The sequence below is a fragment of the uncultured Tenacibaculum sp. genome, from assembly GCF_947498805.1.
Taxonomy (GTDB): domain Bacteria; phylum Bacteroidota; class Bacteroidia; order Flavobacteriales; family Flavobacteriaceae; genus Polaribacter.
The window spans coordinates 138,844-162,517 of sequence record NZ_CANMLT010000002.1 but is presented as its reverse complement, the minus strand read 5'-3'; the positions used below and the strand labels follow the sequence as shown (position 1 = coordinate 162,517).

Annotated in this window: 14 protein-coding genes and 2 tRNA genes; 10 read left to right on the top strand and 6 right to left on the bottom strand. The window is 30.7% G+C overall.

Going from position 1 to position 23,674, the window contains the following annotated elements; genetic code table 11:
* Positions 1-90: 90 nt before the first annotated feature.
* The 7 genes from Q0873_RS03780 to purL all read left to right on the top strand — a co-directional run bounded on the left by Q0873_RS03780 (position 91) and on the right by purL (position 8,947).
* Positions 91-163 (top strand) — tRNA-Lys (locus Q0873_RS03780).
* A gap of 38 nt (positions 164-201) precedes the next feature.
* Positions 202-285, top strand: a tRNA-Leu gene (locus tag Q0873_RS03775).
* Positions 286-1,017: 732 nt separating this feature from the next.
* Positions 1,018-1,404, top strand: a complete 387-nt coding sequence (locus Q0873_RS03770) for an AraC family transcriptional regulator (protein WP_299104482.1) — start codon at positions 1,018-1,020, stop codon at positions 1,402-1,404.
* A 45-nt stretch (positions 1,405-1,449) separates the two neighbouring features.
* On the top strand, positions 1,450-1,845 hold the full coding sequence (locus Q0873_RS03765) for a VOC family protein (protein WP_299104481.1): 396 nt from the start codon (positions 1,450-1,452) through the stop codon (positions 1,843-1,845).
* A 997-nt stretch (positions 1,846-2,842) separates the two neighbouring features.
* Positions 2,843-3,628 carry a carboxypeptidase-like regulatory domain-containing protein gene (locus tag Q0873_RS03760; protein ID WP_299104480.1) on the top strand — a complete coding sequence of 262 codons (786 nt, stop codon included), beginning with the start codon at positions 2,843-2,845 and terminating at the stop codon, positions 3,626-3,628.
* Between the two features lie 47 nt (positions 3,629-3,675).
* Positions 3,676-5,157, top strand: a complete 1,482-nt coding sequence (locus Q0873_RS03755) for a S41 family peptidase (RefSeq protein WP_299104479.1) — start codon at positions 3,676-3,678, stop codon at positions 5,155-5,157.
* A 124-nt stretch (positions 5,158-5,281) separates the two neighbouring features.
* Complete coding sequence (gene purL / locus Q0873_RS03750) at positions 5,282-8,947, top strand: phosphoribosylformylglycinamidine synthase (RefSeq protein ID WP_299104478.1); 3,666 nt, start codon at positions 5,282-5,284, stop codon at positions 8,945-8,947.
* A 42-nt stretch (positions 8,948-8,989) separates the two neighbouring features.
* On the opposite strand, the gene Q0873_RS03745 is transcribed toward purL, so the two are convergent.
* The 6 genes from Q0873_RS03745 to Q0873_RS03720 form a co-directional block, all read right to left on the bottom strand.
* Positions 8,990-9,721: a DUF2807 domain-containing protein gene (locus tag Q0873_RS03745; RefSeq protein WP_299104477.1), complete on the bottom strand. Its 732-nt coding sequence runs from the start codon at positions 9,719-9,721 to the stop codon at positions 8,990-8,992.
* 1 nt (position 9,722) lies between these two features.
* Positions 9,723-12,119: an ABC transporter permease gene (locus tag Q0873_RS03740; protein WP_299104475.1), complete on the bottom strand. Its 2,397-nt coding sequence runs from the start codon at positions 12,117-12,119 to the stop codon at positions 9,723-9,725.
* 2 nt (positions 12,120-12,121) lie between these two features.
* Positions 12,122-14,536 (bottom strand): ABC transporter permease, encoded by a 2,415-nt coding sequence (locus Q0873_RS03735; RefSeq protein ID WP_299104474.1) that lies wholly within the window; start codon positions 14,534-14,536, stop codon positions 12,122-12,124.
* A 2-nt stretch (positions 14,537-14,538) separates the two neighbouring features.
* Positions 14,539-16,953, bottom strand: coding sequence for an ABC transporter permease (locus tag Q0873_RS03730; RefSeq protein ID WP_299104473.1), 2,415 nt, complete (start codon positions 16,951-16,953; stop codon positions 14,539-14,541).
* Between the two features lie 28 nt (positions 16,954-16,981).
* Positions 16,982-17,683, bottom strand: a complete 702-nt coding sequence (locus tag Q0873_RS03725) for an ABC transporter ATP-binding protein (RefSeq protein WP_299104472.1) — start codon at positions 17,681-17,683, stop codon at positions 16,982-16,984.
* Between the two features lie 61 nt (positions 17,684-17,744).
* Positions 17,745-18,989 (bottom strand): HlyD family efflux transporter periplasmic adaptor subunit, encoded by a 1,245-nt coding sequence (locus tag Q0873_RS03720; protein ID WP_299104471.1) that lies wholly within the window; start codon positions 18,987-18,989, stop codon positions 17,745-17,747.
* A 165-nt stretch (positions 18,990-19,154) separates the two neighbouring features.
* On the opposite strand from Q0873_RS03720, the gene Q0873_RS03715 reads away from it, so the two are divergent.
* The 3 genes from Q0873_RS03715 to Q0873_RS03705 are packed head-to-tail and all read left to right on the top strand — an operon-like array spanning position 19,155 to position 23,277.
* A complete protein-coding gene (locus tag Q0873_RS03715; RefSeq protein ID WP_299104470.1) occupies positions 19,155-20,525 on the top strand; it encodes a sigma-54 dependent transcriptional regulator in 1,371 nt (456 codons plus the stop codon).
* Positions 20,526-20,529: 4 nt separating this feature from the next.
* Positions 20,530-21,852 carry a HAMP domain-containing sensor histidine kinase gene (locus tag Q0873_RS03710; protein WP_299104469.1) on the top strand — a complete coding sequence of 441 codons (1,323 nt, stop codon included), beginning with the start codon at positions 20,530-20,532 and terminating at the stop codon, positions 21,850-21,852.
* 3 nt (positions 21,853-21,855) lie between these two features.
* Positions 21,856-23,277, top strand: coding sequence for a cytochrome P450 (locus Q0873_RS03705; protein WP_299104468.1), 1,422 nt, complete (start codon positions 21,856-21,858; stop codon positions 23,275-23,277).
* Positions 23,278-23,674 lie beyond the last annotated feature (397 nt).

Sequence of the window (23,674 nt, the reverse complement as noted above, 5' to 3'; positions counted from 1 at the left end):
AAATATTAGAAAAAAAAAGCACAAAAAAGTTTTTGAGAAATAAAAAACTCTTGTATATTTGCAACCGCTTTGAGAAATAAGCAAAACAATGACCGGGTAGCTCAGTTGGTAGAGCATCTCCCTTTTAAGGAGAGGGTCCTGGGTTCGAGCCCCAGCCCGGTCACAAAAGTTAAGCCTAATAGCTTAACTTTTTTTGTTTACGCACGTATGGCGGAATTGGTAGACGCGCAGGCTTGAGGGGCTTGTGTTCGTAAGAACGTGTGGGTTCGACTCCCACTATGTGCACAAAAAACACTTACAATTTATGTAGGTGTTTTTTTATACTTCTTCCCTAGCCTACTATTAAAATTAATGTTTTTATTATCCTTGAACTTTGTCAAATAAATAGTTAGCTTGGACTCATAATATGTTGCTATAATTATGATAAAAGTATTATTTGAAAATAAAAGAAAAACAATATCCTTAAAAACGCTCATCTACGATTTAGCTTTATACGGTCCTCTCTCAGCACTTTTAATTAACTTGTTTGAAAGCTTACTCACATTATCCAAACCTAAACTACATGAAATCATTTTTTATACACTCATAATAAATATATGTTTCATAGTATATAAACTATTTCATTTTTTTAAAATTCATGTTGAAAGAATCGAGTTGAATTACAACACCAAAACAGTAAGTGTTCAACAAGTTCGATTCATAAATTCCTCAATAAAAAAAGAAGTACAATTGGAAAAGGCTATAATTTCAGATATAAGGCACTTTCCCTTTATGTCTTTTTCTTTTTTCAATTACTTTAAGATAAAAGACCAACAATCTTGTATAAAGATTTCTACAGCAGGACATGGAAAAAAGGAGATTGATCTCGATGAAATCTATTCAGAAATAAAAGACATACAAAAGTGTATATGATATTAGAACAAATTTAAACTTGAATTAACACGTCAGAATACCACCAGTCATTTTTACTTAAAATTTACTAACTTTAAAGTTAATAGTAAAACAAACATCCTATTAATGACTTTATACAAACAAAAAATAAATGAAATAAGAAAGAATTGTTTTTCAAATGAACAACAAATAAAATCTATCATTGCCACTCGTAACTTCATAGATACTAATTATGAAAAGCAAATAAATTTAGATGTATTGTCTGATGTTCGATTTACTTCAAAATACCATTTGTTAAGGCTTTTTAAACGATACTATGGTCAAACACCAAGACAATATTTAATTGATAAACGTATTGAAAAGGCAAAAGAAAATTTGAAGAATGGAATGAGTGTTACACAAACCTGTTTTTCGGTTGGCTTTGAAAGTATAGGTTCATTCAGTAAACTTTTTAAAATTAAAATTGGATGTTCTCCTAGAAGTTTTCAAAAACAGCAACTTTCGAGAAGTTAATTAATCATATAGTTCTCAACTTTGCATAGCATAAATACATAAAAAATGAAAGTAACACTTATTAGTATTCCAGTTAGAGATCAAGAAAAGGCTTCAAAATTCTATACAGAAAAGTTAGGCTTTATTATAAAGAAAGATGCACCTTTAGAAGGAGGTAATAGATGGTTAACGGTAGTTTCTCCAGAATGGCAAGACGGACCAGAATTATTACTAGAACCAGCACCAAACCATTTTGAACCTTCAAAAGTATATCAAGATGCGTTGATGGAGGCAGGAATTCCCTACACACAATTTGACGTTGCCAATGTCGATTCTGAATATGAGAGACTTTTAAAACTTGATGTTGAATTTAGTGTAAAACCAACAGCAATGGGTACCGTTAAGTTCGCTGTTTTTAATGATACTTGTGGTAATAATATTCAAATCATTCAACATTTATAAACCAACAACACCCCATAAACATCTACAACACTTATGTAGATGTTTTTTTACTCAATTTCTTACCTTATTCAAATAGCATATTTACTTTATTAAACGTTGAATAATTACTTACTTTTGGGCTCTTAAGACTATGAATTCAAAAATTGACTATTATGAAAGTTAAAGAACCCAGAGAGGTCTTCTATCAAGCTCTATTCGCAAGTATTTTCATTACGATATTTGGTATTTATTTATTTATTTATCCATCAGAGGAAATAAAGAAAAGACAGATTTTACTCAAGTCAAAGGAAAAATTGATTTTTATGATACAACCTTTGATAAGTTAAAGAAAAGAGATCATAGATACATACATCTTACAGAACATTCGCTAATTTTTGATTTATACATAGGAAAAGAAACCGGAGATTTTAGTCCCAAATTTGAACAATTAGATAAGTTAAAAATTGGAGATGAAATAATCATTTATCATGATGATGAAACTCCCTTTCAAAAGAACAGAGATTTAAGACTTAATAAAACCGTACAATTTATAGATATGAACGGTGAACCCTATTTTATTAGAGGAAATAAAGATAAATATGGAGGATATTTATTGAGTTTTGTTGGAATATTTTTTGTTTTTTCATTAGGTACTTTAAAAAAACTTGGGAAAATCAGGTAATATTCGATTTCTTTAAATTACTCTTAACTTATTAAAAATAAAAAAGTTACCGTATAAAAACCTCTTTTTACAACTAAAAATTAGAGTTTATACTGAAAAACAAATAGAAAAAAACATATTATATCTTGTAGATTGAAAAAAAATCACTATATTACAACTAATTAGGAGACGTCCTAATTTTCTTTTTCATAGCAATTTTCCCACTCAATTTTTTGAGTGGGTTTTTTTTGTTTTATTTTCAATTATTTATAAAACTGGAACAATATTTGATAATCAAATTGGTAATCTTTTAAGAATATTATCGACTATCATTATAAATATACTTATTATTGCATCATGCAAAAACAACTATTATTTATTGTAGCTATACTCTTTAGTATTGCAATACAAGCACAAAGTAAATTGAAAGGACAAGTAGTACATTCTGAAACGAAAAGTCCTCTAAGTGCAGCACATGTTTTAAATTTAAATACCGTAGTTGGAACGATAACTAATGAGGAGGGTTTATTTGAATTAACAGCAAAGGCAAATGATACTGTTTTAGTATCTTTTTTAGGTTTTTCTTCAATTAAATTGAAAGTAACGAATGATTTATTAAAAGGAAATGAAGTGATCATATCATTAGCAGAAAAACCAGAAGAAGTTAAAGAAATCGTCATAAAATCTACAAAGTTAATTGGTGTTTTAGAAGTAGATGTAAAGCAAGTACCAAAAGACAGGTTTACAAGAATACATATTAATGGTTTACCTCAAACATATGAAGTAGGCCGTCCTCAAAAAATAAGGTCTCCTCTAGCCCAAATATTAAATCCAGTAGATTTAGTATATAATCTATTTGGTAAAAAACCAGGACAACTTAAAAAGCTAAAAAAGCTTAAAAAAGAAGATGATTTAAGGAAAATGCTCGCTGGTAAGTTTGATAGAGAGGTAATGATGGAGTATTTAGAAATGGATAGAGCTGAGTTAAACAAACTCTTAGGAGATTGTAATTATTCAGAGTATTTTATTAAAAAAGCAAGTGATTTACAGTTAATTGAGGCTGTACTGAACTGTTATGAAAGTTATAAAGCAGTAAAAAAAGGAAAAATAGAACGAGATAGAATAAATATAGACCCAAAGTAGGGTATATATGTTTTAACTTGTTGTATTATAATAGTTAAATTAATATTATGAAAAGAGTTTTATTATTAGGTTTGATAACCGTTTTTTTAGTTAGTTGTAGTAAAGATGATAATGTTGCAACTCCAGACCCACAAGTTGTTGCATTGAAAAATCCTGTAAATAATTTTACATGGCAAGCCATGAATTCATGGTATAATTGGCAAGAACAAGTTCCTAACTTAGCCGATACTAAAGATGACAAAACAAGTGACTATAACACTTATTTAAACACGTTTGATACACCTCAAAAACTTTTCGAATCATTATTATATCAAAAAGGTACAGTAGATCGTTTTTCTTGGTTTATTGAAGACTATGTAGAGCAAGAAAAAGCATTCCAAGGAACGAGTACTTCTTTTGGTTTTAGACCAAAACCTTTAAGAATAAACAATACAAACATTGTACTTTTAGTACTACATGTTTCTAAGGATTCTCCAGCCGCTGAAAAAGGTTTAAAACGTGGAGATGTTATTATTGGTATTAATAATCAAGTTTTTACAACTAGTAACTACCAAACTGTAATCCAAGATTACTTTAAAGATAACGCAGAATTTATTCTTGGAGAAAATGATGGTGTTACTCAAAAATCTAAAGTAACTCTTACTAAAAGAGAGGTAAATGATAATGCTATTCACGTTAAGAAGGTATTTGATGATGTAGATGGTAAAAAAGTAGGATACTTAGTATATAGTGGATTTAGATCTTCTTATGATAAAGATTTGAATAATGCTTTCGGTGAATTTAAAGCTGCTGGAATCCAAGAATTAATTTTAGATTTCCGTTATAATGGAGGTGGTTCTGTTCTTTCTTGTGGTTATTTAGCAAGTATGATTCATGGTGAAGGTACTGCAAATTCAGAAGTTTTTGCTAAGACTGTTTATAATAAAAAACATACTGGTAGAGGATTTACATTACCTTTCTTAAGTGGAATTTACCAATATGATGCACAAGGAAATTACTTACAAGGTCAAGACATTCCTTTAAATAGATTAACTGGACTTTCTAAAATATATGTAATTACTTCAGAAAGTACGGCTTCTGCAAGCGAGATGATTATTAACGGATTAAGACCTTATATTGATGTAGTAACTGTTGGAACAAAATCTTATGGTAAAAACGTAGGTTCAATTACTTTATATGATGCTCCTGCTTCTGATTTTACAGATAAGTCTCAGGCAAATTCTACACACAAAATGGCAATGCAACCAATTACTTTCCAAATTTTTAACAAATTAGATCAAAGTGATTATACAAACGGTTTTGCTGCTAACATTGAAGTAAATGAATTCGAAAGCTGGAATAACTTCTTACCTTTTGGAGATGAAAACGAAGTAATCTTAAAAACAATCTTAGATAAAATTAAAGGAGTAAGTTCTAGAGCTTATGTTTCTGCAAAACAACATGTAGATGTTTTACCTTTAAAATCAGAAAATAAGTTTGAAACTGAAATGTATTTTGAGAGCGAATTCTTGAAAAACCAATTAAAATAAACGATAGTTTAAACTATTTATATATAAAAAAGCAGTAATTAATTTTACTGCTTTTTTTATGCTTTTAATTCAAGTAAAACAACTAAATTTACGCCTTTAAAACAACAACACAAACACAACTATAATGATTCATTTCTTTGGAAACACAAACAGCAAAGTTTTTGCTGTTCAAACAACAGAAGAATTAACTACCGCAACAATTTCAAAACTTACTTGGTTATTTGGAAACCAACCTAAAATAAACACGGCGTCTCTTGACGCCTTTTTTGTTGGCCCAAGAGCAGCAATGATTACTCCATGGAGTACCAATGCAGTTGAAATAACTCAGAATATGGGGATTTCTGGAATTATCAGAATTGAAGAGTTTGAAAATGTAAACGAAGCTTTTTCTGATTTTGACCCTATGATTTCTCAAAAATTTAATGGACTTAATCAAGATACTTTTACGATTGATATTCAACCTGAGGCTATTCTTGAAATAGAAGATATTGCTAGCTATAACGAGCAAGAAGGACTAGCGCTTAGTGAGGAAGAAATTAAGTATTTAGAAGAGGTTTCAACTAAAATAGGAAGAAAGTTAACAGATTCTGAGGTATTTGGTTTTTCTCAAGTAAATTCCGAACACTGTAGACATAAAATATTTAACGGAACTTTCGTTATTGATGGTGAAGAGCAACCTACTTCCCTATTCAAATTAATAAAAGAAACGTCAAAGCAAAATCCAAATAATATTGTTTCAGCATATAAGGACAATGTAGCTTTTATAGAAGGTCCTAAAGTAGAGCAATTTGCTCCTAAGAGTGCTGATGTTCCTGATTATTATGAAACAAAGGAATTTGAATCAGTAATTTCTTTAAAAGCAGAAACACACAACTTCCCTACTACTGTTGAGCCTTTTAACGGTGCTGCAACAGGTTCTGGAGGAGAAATTCGTGATAGATTAGCTGGAGGAAAAGGATCATTACCACTAGCAGGAACAGCTGTTTATATGACTTCTTATTCTCGTTTAGAAGAAAATCGTCCTTGGGAACAAAGCATGGATGAACGTAAATGGTTATACCAAACTCCAATGGATATCTTAATTAAAGCTTCTAATGGAGCTTCTGATTTTGGTAACAAATTCGGACAGCCTTTAATCTGTGGTTCTGTATTGACTTTTGAATATGAGGAAGATGCCAGGAAACTAGGGTTTGATAAGGTAATTATGCAAGCCGGAGGTATTGGTTATGGTAAAAAAGAACAAGCATTAAAAGATATTCCTAAAGAAGGAGATAAAATTGTAATTCTTGGAGGAGAAAATTATCGTATTGGTATGGGAGGTGCAGCTGTATCTTCAGCTGACACTGGTGAGTTCTCTACAGGAATTGAGTTAAACGCTGTACAACGTTCAAATCCAGAAATGCAAAAACGTGCTGCAAATGCAGTTCGTGGAATGGTTGAAAGTGAAGATAACTTTATTGTTTCTATTCACGATCATGGTGCTGGTGGGCATTTGAACTGTTTATCTGAATTAGTAGAAGATACTGGAGGAAATATCGATTTAGACAAATTACCTGTTGGAGATCCAACCCTTTCTGATAAAGAGATTATTGGAAACGAATCTCAAGAGAGAATGGGATTGGTAATTGCAGAAAAACATATTGAAACATTAAACCGAATTGCAGAACGTGAGCGTTCTCCAATGTATACTGTAGGAGATGTTACAGGAGATCACAGATTTACTTTTGAATCTAAAACCAATGGAAACAAGCCAATGGATTTGGCTTTAGAAGACATGTTTGGAAGCTCTCCTAAGACCATTATGACCGATAAAACGGTAGATAGAAACTATAATGAGGTTAGCTATAACAAAGAGGAATTCACCAACTATTTAGCGCAAGTATTACAGTTAGAAGCAGTAGCTTGTAAAGATTGGTTAACCAATAAAGTAGACCGATGTGTTGGAGGAAAAGTGGCTAAGCAACAATGTGTTGGTTCGTTACAAATTCCTTTGAACAACGTAGGTGTTATGGCCTTAGATTATAAAGGAAAAGAAGGAATTGCAACAACTATTGGGCACTCTCCTATTTCTGGACTAATTGCTCCTGAAGCTGGAAGTAAAAACTCTATAGCTGAAGCATTATCTAATATAGTATGGGCTCCTTTAAAAGATGGTTTACAGTCGGTGTCATTATCTGCCAACTGGATGTGGCCATGTAAAAATGAAGGCGAAGATGCACGTTTATATAAAGCTGTAAAAGCTATATCTGACTTTGCAATTGATTTAGGAATCAACGTTCCTACAGGGAAAGATTCTTTATCAATGAAACAAAAGTATCCTAATGAAGAAGTAATTTCTCCTGGTACAGTAGTTATCTCAGCTGCAGCAAATTGCAACGACATATCTAAAGTAATAGAACCGGTATTAAAACCTAATAAAGGAAGTATTTATTATATCAACTTATCACAAGATGCCTATAAATTAGGAGGTAGTTCTTTTGCACAAGTTGTAAATAAAATAGGAAACTCTACTCCTACTATTACCAATAACGACTTCTTTAAATCTACCTTTAATGTAATTCAAAATTTAATTAAAGAAGATAAAATTGTAGCTGGTCATGACGTTGCCTCAGGAGGTTTAATAACCACTTTATTAGAGTTGTGTTTTGCTGATGTAAATATTGGAGCAAATATTGATTTATCTCAAATCAGTGAAAACGACAGTATTAAATTATTATTTGCTGAAAATTCAGGAATTGTATTCCAAGCTGATGATTCTGTTGAAGCAGTATTTAATACCAATAATATCGAGTTCTTTAAAATTGGTATGGTTACTGAGTCTGATAGATTAAATATTAAGAACAACGCTGATGTATTTGCCTTACCTGTTTCTCAATTAAGAGACACTTGGTATAAAACGTCGTATTTATTAGATAATAAGCAGACTGCAAATGGTTTAGCAAAAGATCGTTTTGATAATTATAAAAACCAACCTTTACAATACAGCTTCCCTACTCACTTTACAGGAAAATTAAGTGATAGTGTTGGGAACATCAGTAAAAGACCTAAAGCCGCTATTATTCGCGAAAAAGGGTCGAATTCTGAAAGAGAAATGGCAAATGCCATGTATTTAGCTGGATTTGATGTAAAAGATGTGCATATGACCGATTTAATTTCTGGTAGAGAAACCTTAGAAGACATCCAATTCATTGGTGCCGTAGGAGGATTCTCTAATTCAGATGTTTTAGGGTCTGCAAAAGGATGGGCTGGAGCATTTTTATATAATGAAAAGGCCAATACTGCTTTAAAGAATTTCTTTAAAAGAGAAGACACCCTGTCTGTTGGTATCTGTAATGGATGTCAATTATGGATGGAATTAGAGTTAATTAATCCAGAACACAAAGTTCATGGAAAAATGATTCACAATGATTCTAAGAAGCACGAAAGTTCATTTACTTCAGTGAAGGTACAAGAGAATAACTCTGTAATGCTATCTACATTAGCAGGAACTGAATTGGGAGTTTGGATTTCTCATGGTGAAGGAAAGTTTAATTTACCAGAAGCAGAAGAAAATTACAATATCGTAGCTAAATACGGTTATGAAGGATATCCGAATAACCCTAATGGTTCAGATTATAATACTGCGATGATGTGTGATACTACTGGACGACACTTAGTTACCATGCCACATATAGAACGTTCTACTTTCCAGTGGAACTGGGCTAATTATCCTGATGGTAGAAAGGATGAAGTTTCTCCTTGGTTAGAAGCTTTTGTTAATGCCCGTAAATGGATAGAAAATAAACAATAATAAACATAAAAAAAGGAGTTCAAATTGAACTCCTTTTTCTTTTTATAAAGCTTCTATAGTTGTATCACCAATAACAATACCCTTAGATACTTTAGGGCTTCCTTTATAATAAACCTTAGCTTCACCATATGAGGTTACTTTCAATCGGTCTGAGGTATTTACTTTTACATTTGCAGCTCCATAAGCAACAATTTTAGTTTGCTTACTTTTTACTTGAGAAACTTTGATTTTAGCTTCTCCGTATACCGTATATTTTTGTTCATTAACAGTTCCGGCATTTATTATAAACTTACTAGCTCCATAAAGGGTTGTTTTCAATTTGTTTAGAGTCATTTTCTCTACAACCACCTTTGATTCCCCATATACATTTAAAGTTAATTTATCTTGGTCGATTGGGCTTTTAAATAGAAAGTCTTCTTCTCCTCTCAAAGAAAAGGTCTCTACATCTTTATAGGTAACAACAGCCTTTACCAAAGTTCCTCTATAAATAGGGACTTTTTGAGTAGCTCCATTAACTTTTATCTTTTTTGTTGGAGAAGTAATTTTAGCATCATTTAAATACAAATGCAGTGTTTTACTTTTTACGTCAATATTTAGCGCGGAATGGTTTTCAATAATCTCTACCTTTTCTTGAGTTCCTTTTTTAAACGTTACTTCTATATGAGGACTCACGATAACCTTTTTAAAACTCTCAACCGTAAAAGTTTTGCTCTGTGCGCCTACTAATAAAGGAATACACAACAATATTTTAAAAATTAGGTGCTTTGTTTTCATCTTATTCAAATTTTAAATATTTAATCAAATCAATTTTTGTTGCATTATATGCTTTTACTCCAACAACAATGATTACTAACAAAATTAGAACAATTGGTGAAATAATATATGGAAGTATTGGCATTTCAATACGATACGCAAAGTTATCAAGCCATATTTGCATTAAATAATACGCTAATGGAATTAAAAATATAGTTGCTATTAATACGTTTCTTACAAAACCAACAATGAGCTGAAACATAATTTCTTTTACAGAAGCACCGAGCGTTTTACGAATGGCTACTTCTTTTAATCGTTGTTGAATGGTTAAACTTGCCAAGGCAAATAACCCCAATAAAGCCACTAAAATAACTACAAGAGTTAAAACTCCAAACAGCGTTTGTTGCTGTTTATACTTTTCAAAAGTCTTTTCAAAAGCTTTATTTACAAAGGCATAAGTTAATGGATATCCAGGTTCGATTTCTGTTTTCCAGAAATTTTCTATTTGAGCAATTGCTTTTTCCTCTTCACCTTCTTTAATCTTAAAATGTACTGAGTTTAAACTGTATTTTAACCATGGAATTGACTTAAAGTGTAAGTAGAAAACTGGCTTAATTTTTTTATCAAAGCCATCTAAATGATAATCTTTTACTACACCAACAACAGTACATTCTTTATCAAAAGTTCTTACTTTTTTCCCTATTGGATTCTCTATACCTAATTGTTGTATAGCTGTTTGATTTAAAATAATTCCATTTATACTATCGGAAGCAAATTTTTCAGAGAATGCTCGTCCATATTTCATATCTGCTTTAATCATTTCTATATGACCATAATCCATAGGGATAAATTTGGTGTCAACATTTTTATCCTTGTAAGATACTCCGTTTGAAAAGTCATTATCAGCCCCTGGAGAAGTCATACTTGCAGAAATTGATATGATACTAGGGTTATTCCCAAATACTTTTTTAACGAGCTGATATCGTTCCCATTTGCGCGCATTGTTTGCAAAATTCACTACTAATATTTGATCTCCAGAAAATCCTAAATCCTTAGAATTCATATAGCTTACTTGATGATACACCACCAAACCTCCTACTAAGAAAAAACCGGAAATAATAAACTGTAATCCTAACATGACATTTCTTAACAATACCATGTTTTTACTTCGAGAAAAATTTCCTTTTAAAACTTCAATAGTTTTAAACTTATGTAAATACAGCGCATATAAACTTCCTATAAATACAGAAATCACAAAAGTTAAAAGACTTATTTGCTTAATTAATTTGGCATTACTAAGGCTTAGGTCGGTTTTAAAGTAAGTATTAAAACTTGGTAAAATTAATTCAGTAATTAATAAAGCTAATAGTAAAGCGATAAATCCTTGAATAACTATTTCTAAAACATATTGTAACGTAAAATTTAAAGTAGAAATCCCTAAAGTTTTTTTAATTCCTACCTCCTTCCCTCTTAAGCTGGCTGAAGCTATCGAAAGGTTTATAAAATTGATACTTGAAATAATGATAATAAACACTGAAAGTCCCATCATTATTAATAATAACAAGTAATTCCCTTTCCCTTCCAAAGGTCCAACATCTCCTCTCGCATGTAATCGTAATCCATTTAGTTTTTCTAAAAAAGGAATTGAAGCTTCCTTTTCTAAGTACTCATGTAGAGCCATTCCTTCTTTATCGGCACTAGCCTTATGTAGATTATCAATAAATACCTGTTGGAGCTTTTTCTCTACCTCTTTTATATCTGCTCCTTCTTTTATTTTATAGTAAGTATGGTTAGAGAATGAATCCCAGTTATTCACCATGTTCTTATTAGCCATATCCCATACAACTACTTCTGGTTCAATAGTTGATGGTTTCTCTACTTCAAAAACTCCTGAAACAGTGTAGTTCTTTTTTCCGAAGGTAATAAGGTTACCAAGAGCTTTTTTAGAACCAAATAGTTTCTTTTTAATTTCTGAAGAAATGGTAATAAAATCTTTAGAGCTTAATATGTCTTTCTTACTACCTTCAACAATTTTATGCGGAAAGAATTCAAAAAAATTAGGAGTACTATAGACTATTTTTGTGGCATAAACTGTTTTATTATTTACCTTTAACAAAGAGCTATTATACCAAGAAGGCATCGAGATATAATCTACAATCTCAGGAATAACCTCTGTACTTTTAGGTCCTTCTGGATGTGTTGTATCGTCATACGTTTGACCATCTGGCCATGAATGTCCAACTTTATAAACAACATCTTTATAAGGGTTCCATTTATCATATGAGTTTTCTTTATTGTAGTAAAGTAAGACTATAATTAACCCAGTTAACCCAAGTGTTAGACCTCCAATATTGATTAAGGTATTTAACCAGTTCTTTTTACTATTTCTAAAAAATAATTTAAACCAAACTTGTAACATAGCTATTCAAATTTTAAATACTTAATCAAATCAACTTTAGTCGCATAGAAAGCTTTTGTTCCTACGACTGCAACAACTAACACACTCAATATAAGAGGTGTTACTAGGTACGGAATGAATGGCATGTCTATTCGATAAACAAAATTCTCCAACCAATTCTGCATAAAATAATAGGCTATTGGAACTAGAACAAACGAAGCGATTAAAGTGGTTTTTAAAAAACTCTTTATCAATTGATACATTATTTCTTTTACAGAGGCTCCTAAAGTCTTTCGAATAGCTACTTCTTTTAAACGCTGTTGAATTGTCAACGTAGCCAAAGCAAACAAACCTAAGAGAGAAATTGTGATTACAATAATAGATAGTATTAAAAACATGGCTTCTTGCTTCTTAAACTTCTCATAGGTTCTAGCAAACTTTTTATCCAAAAACTCATAGGTAAACGGATATTTAGCATCTACATTTGCTTTCCAAAAGGTTTCTATTTCGGCAATTGTTTCATCTATATTTTGAGCTTTTAATTTAAACTGAACTGCCGGGATCCAAGAATCTGGAAAATCTAAACTATTCCAAAGAACAAAGAACATTGGTGCTATTTTAGCATCAAAACCATCAAAATGATAGTCTTTCACCATACCTACTACTTCAAAACCAGGAGCATTATCATCTGTCCATCCTAGGTTTAGTTTTTCTCCTATAGGCTTGTCATAAATAGCCAATTCTTTCGCAGCAGTTTCATTGATAATAATTCTTAAAGAGTCAGATGCCAGTTCTTTTGAAAAATTTCTTCCTTTTAAAACTTTAATTTTAGCAAAATCTAAATAATTATAGTCAACAATATTAGAGGCAGAATTAAATCTGATATCATTTACTTTATGAATCAAAGAAGTTCCATTTACAAAACCTTCACCTGGTACAAACATACTTGAAGTAACTCCAGAAATATTTTTATTTTTTGTTAACACCTCTTGAATTAATTGATACTTTTTGTACTTATTATCAATATTATACATATCAACGGACATCACATATTCTTTGTCAAAACCTAATTCTTTTTCCATCATATAGCTTATCTGATTATTTACAATTAATACACTAATAATAAAGAACCCAGAAATCAAGAATTGAAGTCCTAACATTGTATTTCTAGCTAAGTTTCCTTTTTTTGTTTTTGAAACACTACCTTTTAATACCTCTATAGTTTTAAAATTAGATAAGTATATAGCAGATACTAAACCTATAACAATAGCCAATAATAACGCTGTAATGAGTATGGTAAACACAGAACTAAACTGAAGTATTGAAATATCCTTTCCTACAAATTGATTAAAATATGGTAGTATCAATTCTACTATAAGCAATGCAAATAGAAAAGAAATTAAACCCTGTAACACCACTTCAAAAGCATATTGGAATAACAACTGTTTTCTAGATAGCCCTAAAGTCTTTTTCACTCCTACTTCTTTAGCTCTTTGACCTGCTGAAGCTAAAGATAAGTTGATAAAGTTCACACAAGAAATTACGATTAACAATATAGACAAGGCTAACAATATCATTAAAAGTTGGTAATTCCCAGTACCACTTGGCCCCGCCCTTTTGGCTGTGCTATGTAAATAAATTGTATCTAATTTATCTAAAAGTATAGATGGCGCTTTATACTTTGCTTCAAACTCTTCAAGAGTTACTCCTTCTTCTAAAGCCATCCTTTTATGAGCATCTATAATGATTTGGTTCATTTTATTCTTTACCAACTCTATATCAGCACCTTTCGTAATTCTACAAAAAAGCTCATTATTATGATTTCCCCAATGAATTTCAAACGGACTGTCAAACTGCATTAATAAATCTGGCTCCTGATGAGAGTTTTTTGGGATCTCATAAACACAAGCAACATGATAAGCTTCGCCATCAATTTTAACGGTATTACCAACAGCTTTATCCCTTTTAAAAATGCGATTAGCATACTCCTTTGATAACCCTATATAGTTTCTTGTTTCAGTAAACTTTTGTACAGATCCTTCTAAAATTTTAAATGGAAAGAAGTTAAAAAACTGTGGATCTGTTATTGTTGTTTTATCGTTGTACTCAAAAGATTTTTTGTACTGAACGGTTCTACTTCTATAAAACGGGTTTACCATGATAGCTTCCGTTACTTCAGGAATCTTTTCTGGATAGGTAAGATACATTCCAGGATTACAAGTAAACCAAACCTCACCAGTTCGTGGTTTTTTAATATTTACTCGATATACCTCTTCTTTATTTGGATTCCATTGATTGTAACTTTTTTCTTCTTTGATATAAAGCAATACAATTAATAATCCAGACAATCCTAAAGTCAATCCACTTATATTAATGATTGTATTTAACCAATTTTTCTTGCTATTTCTAAAGAATAATTTAAACCAAACCTGTAACATAGCTATTCAAATTTTAAATACTTAATCAAATCTACTTTAGTAGCATAAAATGCTTTTATACCTACTACAATAAATACTAAAATGGTTAATACAATTGGTGTTATAATAAACGGTATCAATGGCATTTCAATTCGATAAACAAAATTCTCCAACCAATTTTGCATAAAATAGTACGCTACCGGTATTAAAATAAAAGAGGCAATTAATGTAATCTTTAAGAAACTCTTTATCAATTGATACATGATTTCTTTGATGGATGCCCCTAGTGTTTTACGAATTGCTACTTCTTTTAATCGTTGCTGAATAGTTAGTGTAGCCAAGGCAAATAATCCTAATAGAGATACAAGAATCACTACAAAAGTTAAAATGAAAAATATGGTTTGCTGTTTTTCGTATCTCTTATAGGTTCTAGCAAAACGCTTATCTACAAACTGTGGATTAAAAGGATATCCTTGCTCAATGTTTGCTTTCCAATAATCTTCAATAAACGTTAAGGTTTCCTGTACATTATCTGGTTTAATTTTTAATTGAATCTTCCAAAAATTTTGTTTCATCCAATCAAAGCTATTCCAGTGAAAGTAAAAAGTTGGTGGTATCTTATTAACAAGTCCTCTTGTATGATGATCTTTAACAACTCCTATTACTTGTAAGTTTTTTCCATCGTTATCCTCTCCTCCAAAACCAGCGTCAACCTTCTTTCCTATCGGATCATCAGCTATACCTAAAGCATTGGCCAAAGTTTCATTGATCAAAACATTTTTAATGGTATCAGATGCGATTCCTTCTTGAAAACCTCTTCCTTTGACTACATCTATTTTCATCACATCTAGATAATTGTAATCAATTGCATTTGAGTTTGCTTGAACAGATACATCTTTATAAGAAAAATTCGTTGAATTGGCAGATCCGCCACCTATAATGAAGGAATTACTCGTAACATCTTCAATATTGGAGTGCTTCGCTAGTTCTTGCTTTGCTAAAAGGTAATTTTTATATCTATCGTCATACTTATTTAAAGAAATCATTACCACCTGATCTCCATTGAATCCTAAGTCCTTATTCATCATATAGTTTACCTGCTTATTAATAATGATAGATCCTGTAAGAAAGAAACCTGAGATTAAAAATTGTAACCCTAACATTAGATTTCTAGCAAATACACCTTTTTTACTTCTTGATATATTTCCCTTTAAAACCTCTACAGATTTAAATTTTGACAAATAAAATGCTGGAATACTACCAATTACCAAGGAAACAACAAACGCTAGAATGGCTAGTTTAGACAATAAACTCAATTGTAATATCGAAATATCCTTATTCATAAAGTCATTAAAGGATGGTAGTATTAATTCTACTAAAATCAGCGATAGTAAAAATGCTACAATACCTTGTGCAACAATTTCAAGCGTATATTGTCTCACTAATGAAACTTTAGATAGTCCTAAGGTTTTCTTCACTCCAACTTCTTTTGCCCTTTGTGTTGCAGAAGCAATGGATAAATTGATAAAATTCACACATGAAATAACAATTAATAATATTGACAAACCAATCAAAATAAGTATCAACTGAAAATTCCCTTTTCCTTCTGGTCCAGCATCATTAGATTTAGTTTGTAAACGAATGCTTTCTATTGCTTCAACATATGCTTCAGTTCCATATTTTTTATTAAACTCTTCTGGAGTAATTCCCATACTTTTAGAAGCAGGTAACACAGAATGTTTATGCCATATGTCTTTTACTTTACTATTAAAAGCTGTAGCATCAGCACCTTTAGATAGCTTAACAAATAAGTTGTTGGTGAAATTCCCCCAATGTCCCTCTGGAGTCTTTTTAAACTGCATTAGAATTTCAGGCATAAAATAATGCTTCCCTGTAATTTTATAAACCGTAGTTATAATAAAATCGCGTTTATAAAAACTTATTGTCTTTCCAATAGCAGATTCATCTCCAAAAAATTGTTTTGCCTGCTTATCTGAAATTGCAATATTGTTTCTAGTCTTTTCAAAGGTTTCTGCACTTCCTTCAACGATGTCGAATGGAAAAAAATGAAAGAAATTAGGCTCACCTTGTAATATGTTTTGTGTAAAAACATCTTTTCCCTTAACCTTAACCAAGGCATCATCATACCAACTATTACATAAATAAAAACTTTCTACTTCTGGAATTTCTTCTTTATAAGTTGGACCTTCTATATTCGTACTTGTAGACCAAATATCTCCATTAGACATTTTATGAACTACCCTGTATACTTCATTTTTATAAGGATTATTGGCATTATAACTTTTCTCATCATTTAAGTACAGCAATACGATTAACAATCCAGCGAAACCAAGCGTTAACCCTAAGATATTCACTAAAATATTGAGCCAATTTTTCTTACTATTCCTAAAAAATATTTTAAACCATGTTTGTATCATTTTTACAAGTATTTAATGGATTATATTTTTATTGAACTAGTAAATCTACCTTATGCTCATTTCTTTTTTCAGAAACAATTTCTCCGTCTTTTAATGTGATTATTCTAGATGAAAATTTTGCATCATAAGAAGAGTGTGTTACCATTATAATAGTAGCGCCAGTAGCATGAAGTTCCGTTAATAATTCCATTACATCATTTCCACTTTTACTATCTAAATTTCCAGTAGGCTCATCTGCTAAAATTAGTTTAGGATTCGTTACCAATGCTCTCGCTACTGCTACTCTTTGCTGCTGTCCTCCAGACAATTGCAACGGATAATGTTTTGCTCTATGTGCAATTCCTATACGTTCTAAAATCTCAGAAACCCTCTGTTTTCTTTCTGAAGATTTTACATTATTATAAATCAATGGTAATTCTACATTTTCAAACACTGTAAGTTCATCAATCAAATTAAAGTTTTGAAATACAAAACCAATATTGGCTTTACGCAAACTTGCGCGTTCTTTTTCAGAAAAATTAGCTACTTCTATTCCGTCAAAATCATAACTTCCAGAATTTGGTGCATCTAATAAACCTATAATATTTAATAGTGTTGATTTACCACAACCTGATGCTCCCATAATAGAAACAAATTCCCCTTCTTTTACTTCTAAACTTAATTTGTTTAATGCTGTTGTTTCTACTTCTTCTGTTCTGTATACCTTTACTAAATCATTAATTTTTATCATCGTTATATTTTTTTTTCTATTGTTTTTTTTAATTCTTTTTGTACTTATTTCAATCTATTTATTAATCTATATTAACTTGCTCAACATCCTTAAAGTCAGTATAACTAGAGGTAATTACCTTATCCCCTACTTTAAGTCCATCTAACACTTCATAATAGAAAGGATTTTCTCTTCCAATTTTAATATTCCTCTTTACAGCTTTATTATTTGAGTCTAACACAAATACCCATTTACCATTTGTTTCATGATAAAATTGCCCCTTTGGAATTAGTAATGCTTTACTGTTATTTGATAAGAATACTTTACTTTTTAAAGACATTCCTCTCTTGATATCTTTAGCAATTGAATCTTTTTTAAACTGAAATTCTATTCTAAATTGACCATTAACCACTTCGGGATGAATTTTAGACAACCTAATTTGGTAATCATTTGTATTTATAGCAACTTTCCCACTAATATCTTTTTTTAATTTAGCAATGTAATATTCGTCAACTAAAGCTACTAATTTATAACCATCAAGAACATCTATTTTCCCAATGTTTTGTCCTTGGTTATAATTCTCTCCTAAAGTCGGATTGAACGAAGACAATAAACCATCTACTGGTGCTTTAACTGTAAAATTTTCTTTGTTTTTTCTTAATAACTCCAAGCTTTTCTGCATGTTATTTATCGAAGTATTTATACGTGATAATTGAACGTCTCTACTCTTTTTCTCTTCAGCAACACTTTTCTTTATAACACCACTACGTTGTTTTTGAAACTGATATTGCTGTGTTGTTTTATCATAATCATTCTTAGCAACAACACCTTTTCCAAACAATTTTTTATCTAAATCATATTGACGCTTCGCATTTTTAAAATCATTGTCAATACTTAGTAATTGCTGATCTAAGGTTAATTGTTGATTTTTAATATTAACCCTAATATTTCTTAGGTTGTTAATTTGCTCAACAATAGCAGTTTCTTGTGTTAAATAGTTCAATTCAGCATTAGGGTTATACACCTTTAATAAAGGAGTCCCTTTTGTAACTTTTTGTCCGCTTTCAACAAAAATTTCCGATACTGCTCCTCCTTGAATTACATTTACAAAAACTGAAGTTTTTGGTTCAACCGTACTATTAAATAAAAGTACGTCTTCAAAATCTCCTTCCGAAACTTCTCTTATTGCAATTGAATCTTTACTAATATTTACTTGCTTTTTTCGAGTTGCATTCATTAGAATCAAACTCGTTAGCAGTACAATAGGTATACCCCATAATAACATTTTCTTTGTTTTTTTGTTTTTAGGTTGTATTTGCTTGTCCATAGTTAATTACACTTTGTTTGGTTTGGTATATTCCACAAATGTGCCAACAGAAAACAACCCTATAAGTAGCTAAAAACCAGTTTTTTATGTTTTTTATTAAAAATTACACTGTACGAAAACGAACATTTCTTTGTTCATATTCTAACATTTAGCTAACTATGTAGTATGAGAAAAAAAGAAGCCACCATTTTAATTGTTGATGATGATGACGATATTTTATTTTCTGCTAGAATTAGCTTAAAAAAATATTTTTCAGAAATAATTACCGCGAACAATCCTAAGAAAATTAGTAATCATATAACAAGTAATAGTATTGATGTTGTATTACTAGATATGAATTATCGCATTGGTTTTGAAGATGGTAAAGAGGGTTTATATTGGTTAAAACACATAAAAGATCTAAACCCTGAAACTACCGTTATTCTAATGACAGCCTTTGGATCGGTGAATTTGGCCGTAGAAGCTATTAAACAAGGAGCAACAGATTTTATTCTAAAGCCTTGGAATACAGAAAAACTATACGGTGTTGTTAATGCAGGCGTTGAATTGGCCCGAACCAAGCGTAAAGCCACACAGTTGAGTACCGTGCAAAAGCAACAAGATAAGGATTTCCACCAACAAACAGAACATATTATAGGTAGCTCACCTGCAATGAAATCTGCCATAAAACTAATGCAAAAAGTGGCACCTACAGATGCTAACATTTTAATATTAGGAGAAAATGGAACTGGAAAGTATGTTTTTGCCAAAGAAATTCATTTACTTTCTAACAGAAAAAACCATCCTTTTATTCATGTAGATTTAGGTTCTTTAAATGAAAACTTATTTGAAAGTGAATTGTTTGGATATGCCAAGGGAGCTTTTACAGATGCTCAAAAAGATACTTTAGGACGTTTTGAATTAGCAAAAGGAGGAACTATTTTTTTAGATGAAATAGGAAATCTTCCTCTCCACCTTCAAGCAAAGCTACTTACGGTTATTCAAAATAGAAAGATTACAAGATTAGGTGAAGGAAAAGAACGTGATATTGATGTACGTATTATCTGCGCAACCAATGCACCAATACATGATATGGTTGATGAACAAACTTTTAGACAAGATTTACTGTTTAGAATTAACACTATAGAGTTAGATTTACCACCATTGAGAGATCGAAAAGAAGATGTACTTTTATTAGCCAATCACTTTTTACAAAAACTAACAAAAAAGTATCGAAAAAGTATAGTTAGCTTTTCCAAGGATGCCATTCAAGCCATGAAATCTTATCATTGGCCTGGAAACATTCGAGAAATTGAACATATTGTTGAACGCGCTGTGATTATTACAGATGCCGAAACCATTCAATTAGAAGATTTGCATTTTTCAACTAAAAAAATGAACGTATCTTTAGGTGATAATCTCAATATCGAAGAAACAGAAAAAATGTTGATACAACAGGCTATGAATAAACATCAAGGAAATATATCAAAAGCCTCTAAAGATTTAGGTTTAACAAGAGCTGCATTATATAGACGCTTGGAAAAATTTGGACTATAATATTTTGAGCAGATCACAAATCATACAAATTTTCGTTCGTATTCTATTAATTCTTGTTAATGGAATAATCGTGTTTTACACATATCGCAATAGTTTATTTGCCAATACATTAGGATTTTTCTTAATTCTATGTTTTCAGTTGTTTTTATTCATTGATTATCTAAAGAAATTATTTGCTGATATCGAAAAATCAATAGATTGCTTATTGCATAATGACTATTCAAATACTATTTCAAAAGAAAAGAGAAAGAATTCATTACATAACAAAACAGCATTACTATTAGAAAAACATCGAAAGTTAAGTTTACAAAACTCTTCTGAAACCTTAATCTTTACTAATATTCTTGAAAGCTTAAGTATTGGAGTACTTATATTAAGAAAGAATGACAATAATACTACTGAAGTATTTCAGTTAAATAAAGCTTTTACTGATTTTTTACAGATTCCTAAATTCTACAACTGGCAATTATTACAAAGTAAAATTGGAAATTTAAACCAATTAATAACAGATTGGCGTTTTTTAAAGCATACAATTTCACTCACTATTAACGATAAAGAAGAAAATTTCTTCTTAAAAACTTCTGTTACTCAAACAAACGAATATCAATATTTAATTGTCACCTTAGAAACTATTCAACAATTAATCGATAAAAAAGAAAAAGAAGCATGGTACAAATTAATGAATGTCATGTCTCATGAAATCATTAATACAATTACACCTATAAGTAGTTTAGCTGAAAATTTAGACGATTTAATTCAGGAAGATGTCGATGAAGATGCTCTTGAAGAATTGTCCTTCGGATTAAAGATTATTAAAAAACGTTCAAAACATTTAACCTCATTTGTTGATACTTATAGAAAGTTAGCTGAATTACCGCTTCCAAATAAAGAAGAATTCGATTTGGTATTGCTTGTAGAGAACACATTAAAACTTTTTAACCGTGAATTTCAATCAAAAAACATTGAAACAAACCTGTTTACAAATGTAAACAAAGAGGTTTTAGCAGATAAACAGCAATTGGAGCAAGTATTAATCAACTTAATATCGAATAGTATCTATGCTCTAGAGGGAATTGAAAACCCCATACTAACAATTGAAATTAATCAAAATAAAGAACACCGAACCTATATAACGGTAAATGACAATGGTATTGGTATTTCCGATGAAATAAAAGACAATGTCTTTATTCCTTATTTTACCACTCGCAAAGACGGTTCTGGAATTGGTTTAACCCTATCTAAAAGTATAATAGAAGCCCATAAAGGAACCATTAAATTTACATCATCACCTAATAACACTAGTTTTAATATTAGCCTGCCTATATAATCCATGAAACCAACAACACCTACCAAACTATCTACATTAAAGGATTTAAAAACACCAAAAGGGAGTTTCTTTTTGGGTAATTTAAAAGATTTTAAGAAGAAGAATAAACATCGTATTCTGGAGCAATGGGCTAATGAATTAGGTGATTTATACACTATTAAACTTGGTCCTATAAAAGCCTTAGTTTCGGCTGACACAATTGTAAACACTACTATTTTAAAACAAAGACCAGATCAATTTCGTCGTTTATCTAAAATTGATGAAGTATTTAAGGAAATGGGGTTTCATACAGTGTTTAATGCTGAAGGTGATGATTGGAAAAAACAAAGAAAGCCTGTTGCTGAAGCTTTAAACGTTAGAAAAGTAAAGGGCTACTACCCTATTGTGCATGATAAAACGGAAAAGCTACTTACTAAAATTAATTCGTATGCCAGTACTAAGGATTCTGTTGAAATATTAAAAGATTTTATAGCATATACTATAGATGTTACAACGGAAGTTGCCTTTGGATACAAGCTAAATACGATTCATAACAAACAAGATAGTTTTCAAAATCATTTAGAGTTAATATTTCCAATGATTAATGAACGAATTACAGCTCCTTTTCCATCTTGGAGGTATTTTCCTAGTAAGAAGGATAAACAACTAAAAGAATCGCTTAAAGCTATAGAAAAAGTCGTTGGAAAGTTTATTGAAGAGGCTAAAGACAGGTTGCTTAAGAGTCCTGATTTAAAAGAAGCTCCTACCAATTTTTTAGAAGCTCTTTTAATTGAAAGCGAAAAGGAACATAGCATTTTTGATCAAAAAACATTGTATGGTAATGTAATAGCAATGCTTTTAGCTGGAGAGGATACTACTTCTAATTCTATGGCCTGGACATTATATTACTTAGCACAGCATCCAGAAATAGTATATAAGATAAGAGAGGAAGCTCATAAAGAATATACAGGTAATGTGGCAGATGATTATGAGATCATTAATAAGTTGAAATATACCAATGCGGCTATTCAAGAGGCTATGCGATTAAAGCCTACTACTCCTATCTTATTCTTTCAATCTAATGATGATATTATAGTAAACAACCTTCAAATTCCTAAGAACACTAGTATTATACTAGTAAACAGTCATGCACAACGAAATAGTGACTATTTCAGTAATCCTTTAAGCTTTGAACCAGGTAGGTGGATTAAGTCAGAGTGTCCATTTCATCAAAACCATGCGCCTAAGGCAGTTAAAGTCTTTGGTGGAGGTGCTAGATTATGTCCTGGAATGCACTTATCTATGGTAGAAATGACAACTGCTATTTCAAGTATTTGTAAGAATTTTGATTTTAAACTTAGTGTTTCTCCAAATGAAGTCCATGAAAACTTTGCATTTACAGTATTTCCTGAGAATTTAAAGATGGAGTTTAACAGTATAATTTAGTTAGTTTACAAATGTAAATGCGTAAATTCTAGATATTCACTACAATTTTGGGTTGTTTATAAGTATAATAATGTCATTTCTACATATAAAAACTTATGTATATGACCTAAACATCGTTATATACATAGAAAATTCCATCTTTTAAACACTATATATATAGTATTTAAGTAGTGTTTACACTTGTATAACACTAAAATCACTTCACAAACCTCAATTAATCATGAACTATAAGTGTAATCTATAATAAACATATAACTAGTTGATTTACAATGCTTAAAATAAGTATATTTAAAGTTATTTATAGGTGTTTAATTGCTGTTTTAGAAAAATAATTCAACTTTTTCTTGTTTACTTATGTAATTTACATATCTTTACAATCGTAAACAAGTAATTTAGT

Excerpts from the sequence above, each read along its gene's own strand:
- Q0873_RS03770 (WP_299104482.1), top strand. The coding sequence starts at position 1,018 with ATGACTTTATACAAACAAAAAATAAATGAAATAAGAAAGAATTGTTTT.
- Q0873_RS03765 (WP_299104481.1), top strand. The coding sequence starts at position 1,450 with ATGAAAGTAACACTTATTAGTATTCCAGTTAGAGATCAAGAAAAGGCT.
- Q0873_RS03760 (WP_299104480.1), top strand. The coding sequence starts at position 2,843 with ATGCAAAAACAACTATTATTTATTGTAGCTATACTCTTTAGTATTGCA.
- Q0873_RS03755 (WP_299104479.1), top strand. The coding sequence starts at position 3,676 with ATGAAAAGAGTTTTATTATTAGGTTTGATAACCGTTTTTTTAGTTAGT.
- purL (WP_299104478.1), top strand. The coding sequence starts at position 5,282 with ATGATTCATTTCTTTGGAAACACAAACAGCAAAGTTTTTGCTGTTCAA.
- Q0873_RS03745 (WP_299104477.1), bottom strand. The coding sequence starts at position 9,721 with ATGAAAACAAAGCACCTAATTTTTAAAATATTGTTGTGTATTCCTTTA.
- Q0873_RS03740 (WP_299104475.1), bottom strand. The coding sequence starts at position 12,119 with ATGTTACAAGTTTGGTTTAAATTATTTTTTAGAAATAGTAAAAAGAAC.
- Q0873_RS03735 (WP_299104474.1), bottom strand. The coding sequence starts at position 14,536 with ATGTTACAGGTTTGGTTTAAATTATTCTTTAGAAATAGCAAGAAAAAT.
- Q0873_RS03730 (WP_299104473.1), bottom strand. The coding sequence starts at position 16,953 with ATGATACAAACATGGTTTAAAATATTTTTTAGGAATAGTAAGAAAAAT.
- Q0873_RS03725 (WP_299104472.1), bottom strand. The coding sequence starts at position 17,683 with ATGATAAAAATTAATGATTTAGTAAAGGTATACAGAACAGAAGAAGTA.
- Q0873_RS03720 (WP_299104471.1), bottom strand. The coding sequence starts at position 18,989 with ATGGACAAGCAAATACAACCTAAAAACAAAAAAACAAAGAAAATGTTA.
- Q0873_RS03715 (WP_299104470.1), top strand. The coding sequence starts at position 19,155 with ATGAGAAAAAAAGAAGCCACCATTTTAATTGTTGATGATGATGACGAT.
- Q0873_RS03705 (WP_299104468.1), top strand. The coding sequence starts at position 21,856 with ATGAAACCAACAACACCTACCAAACTATCTACATTAAAGGATTTAAAA.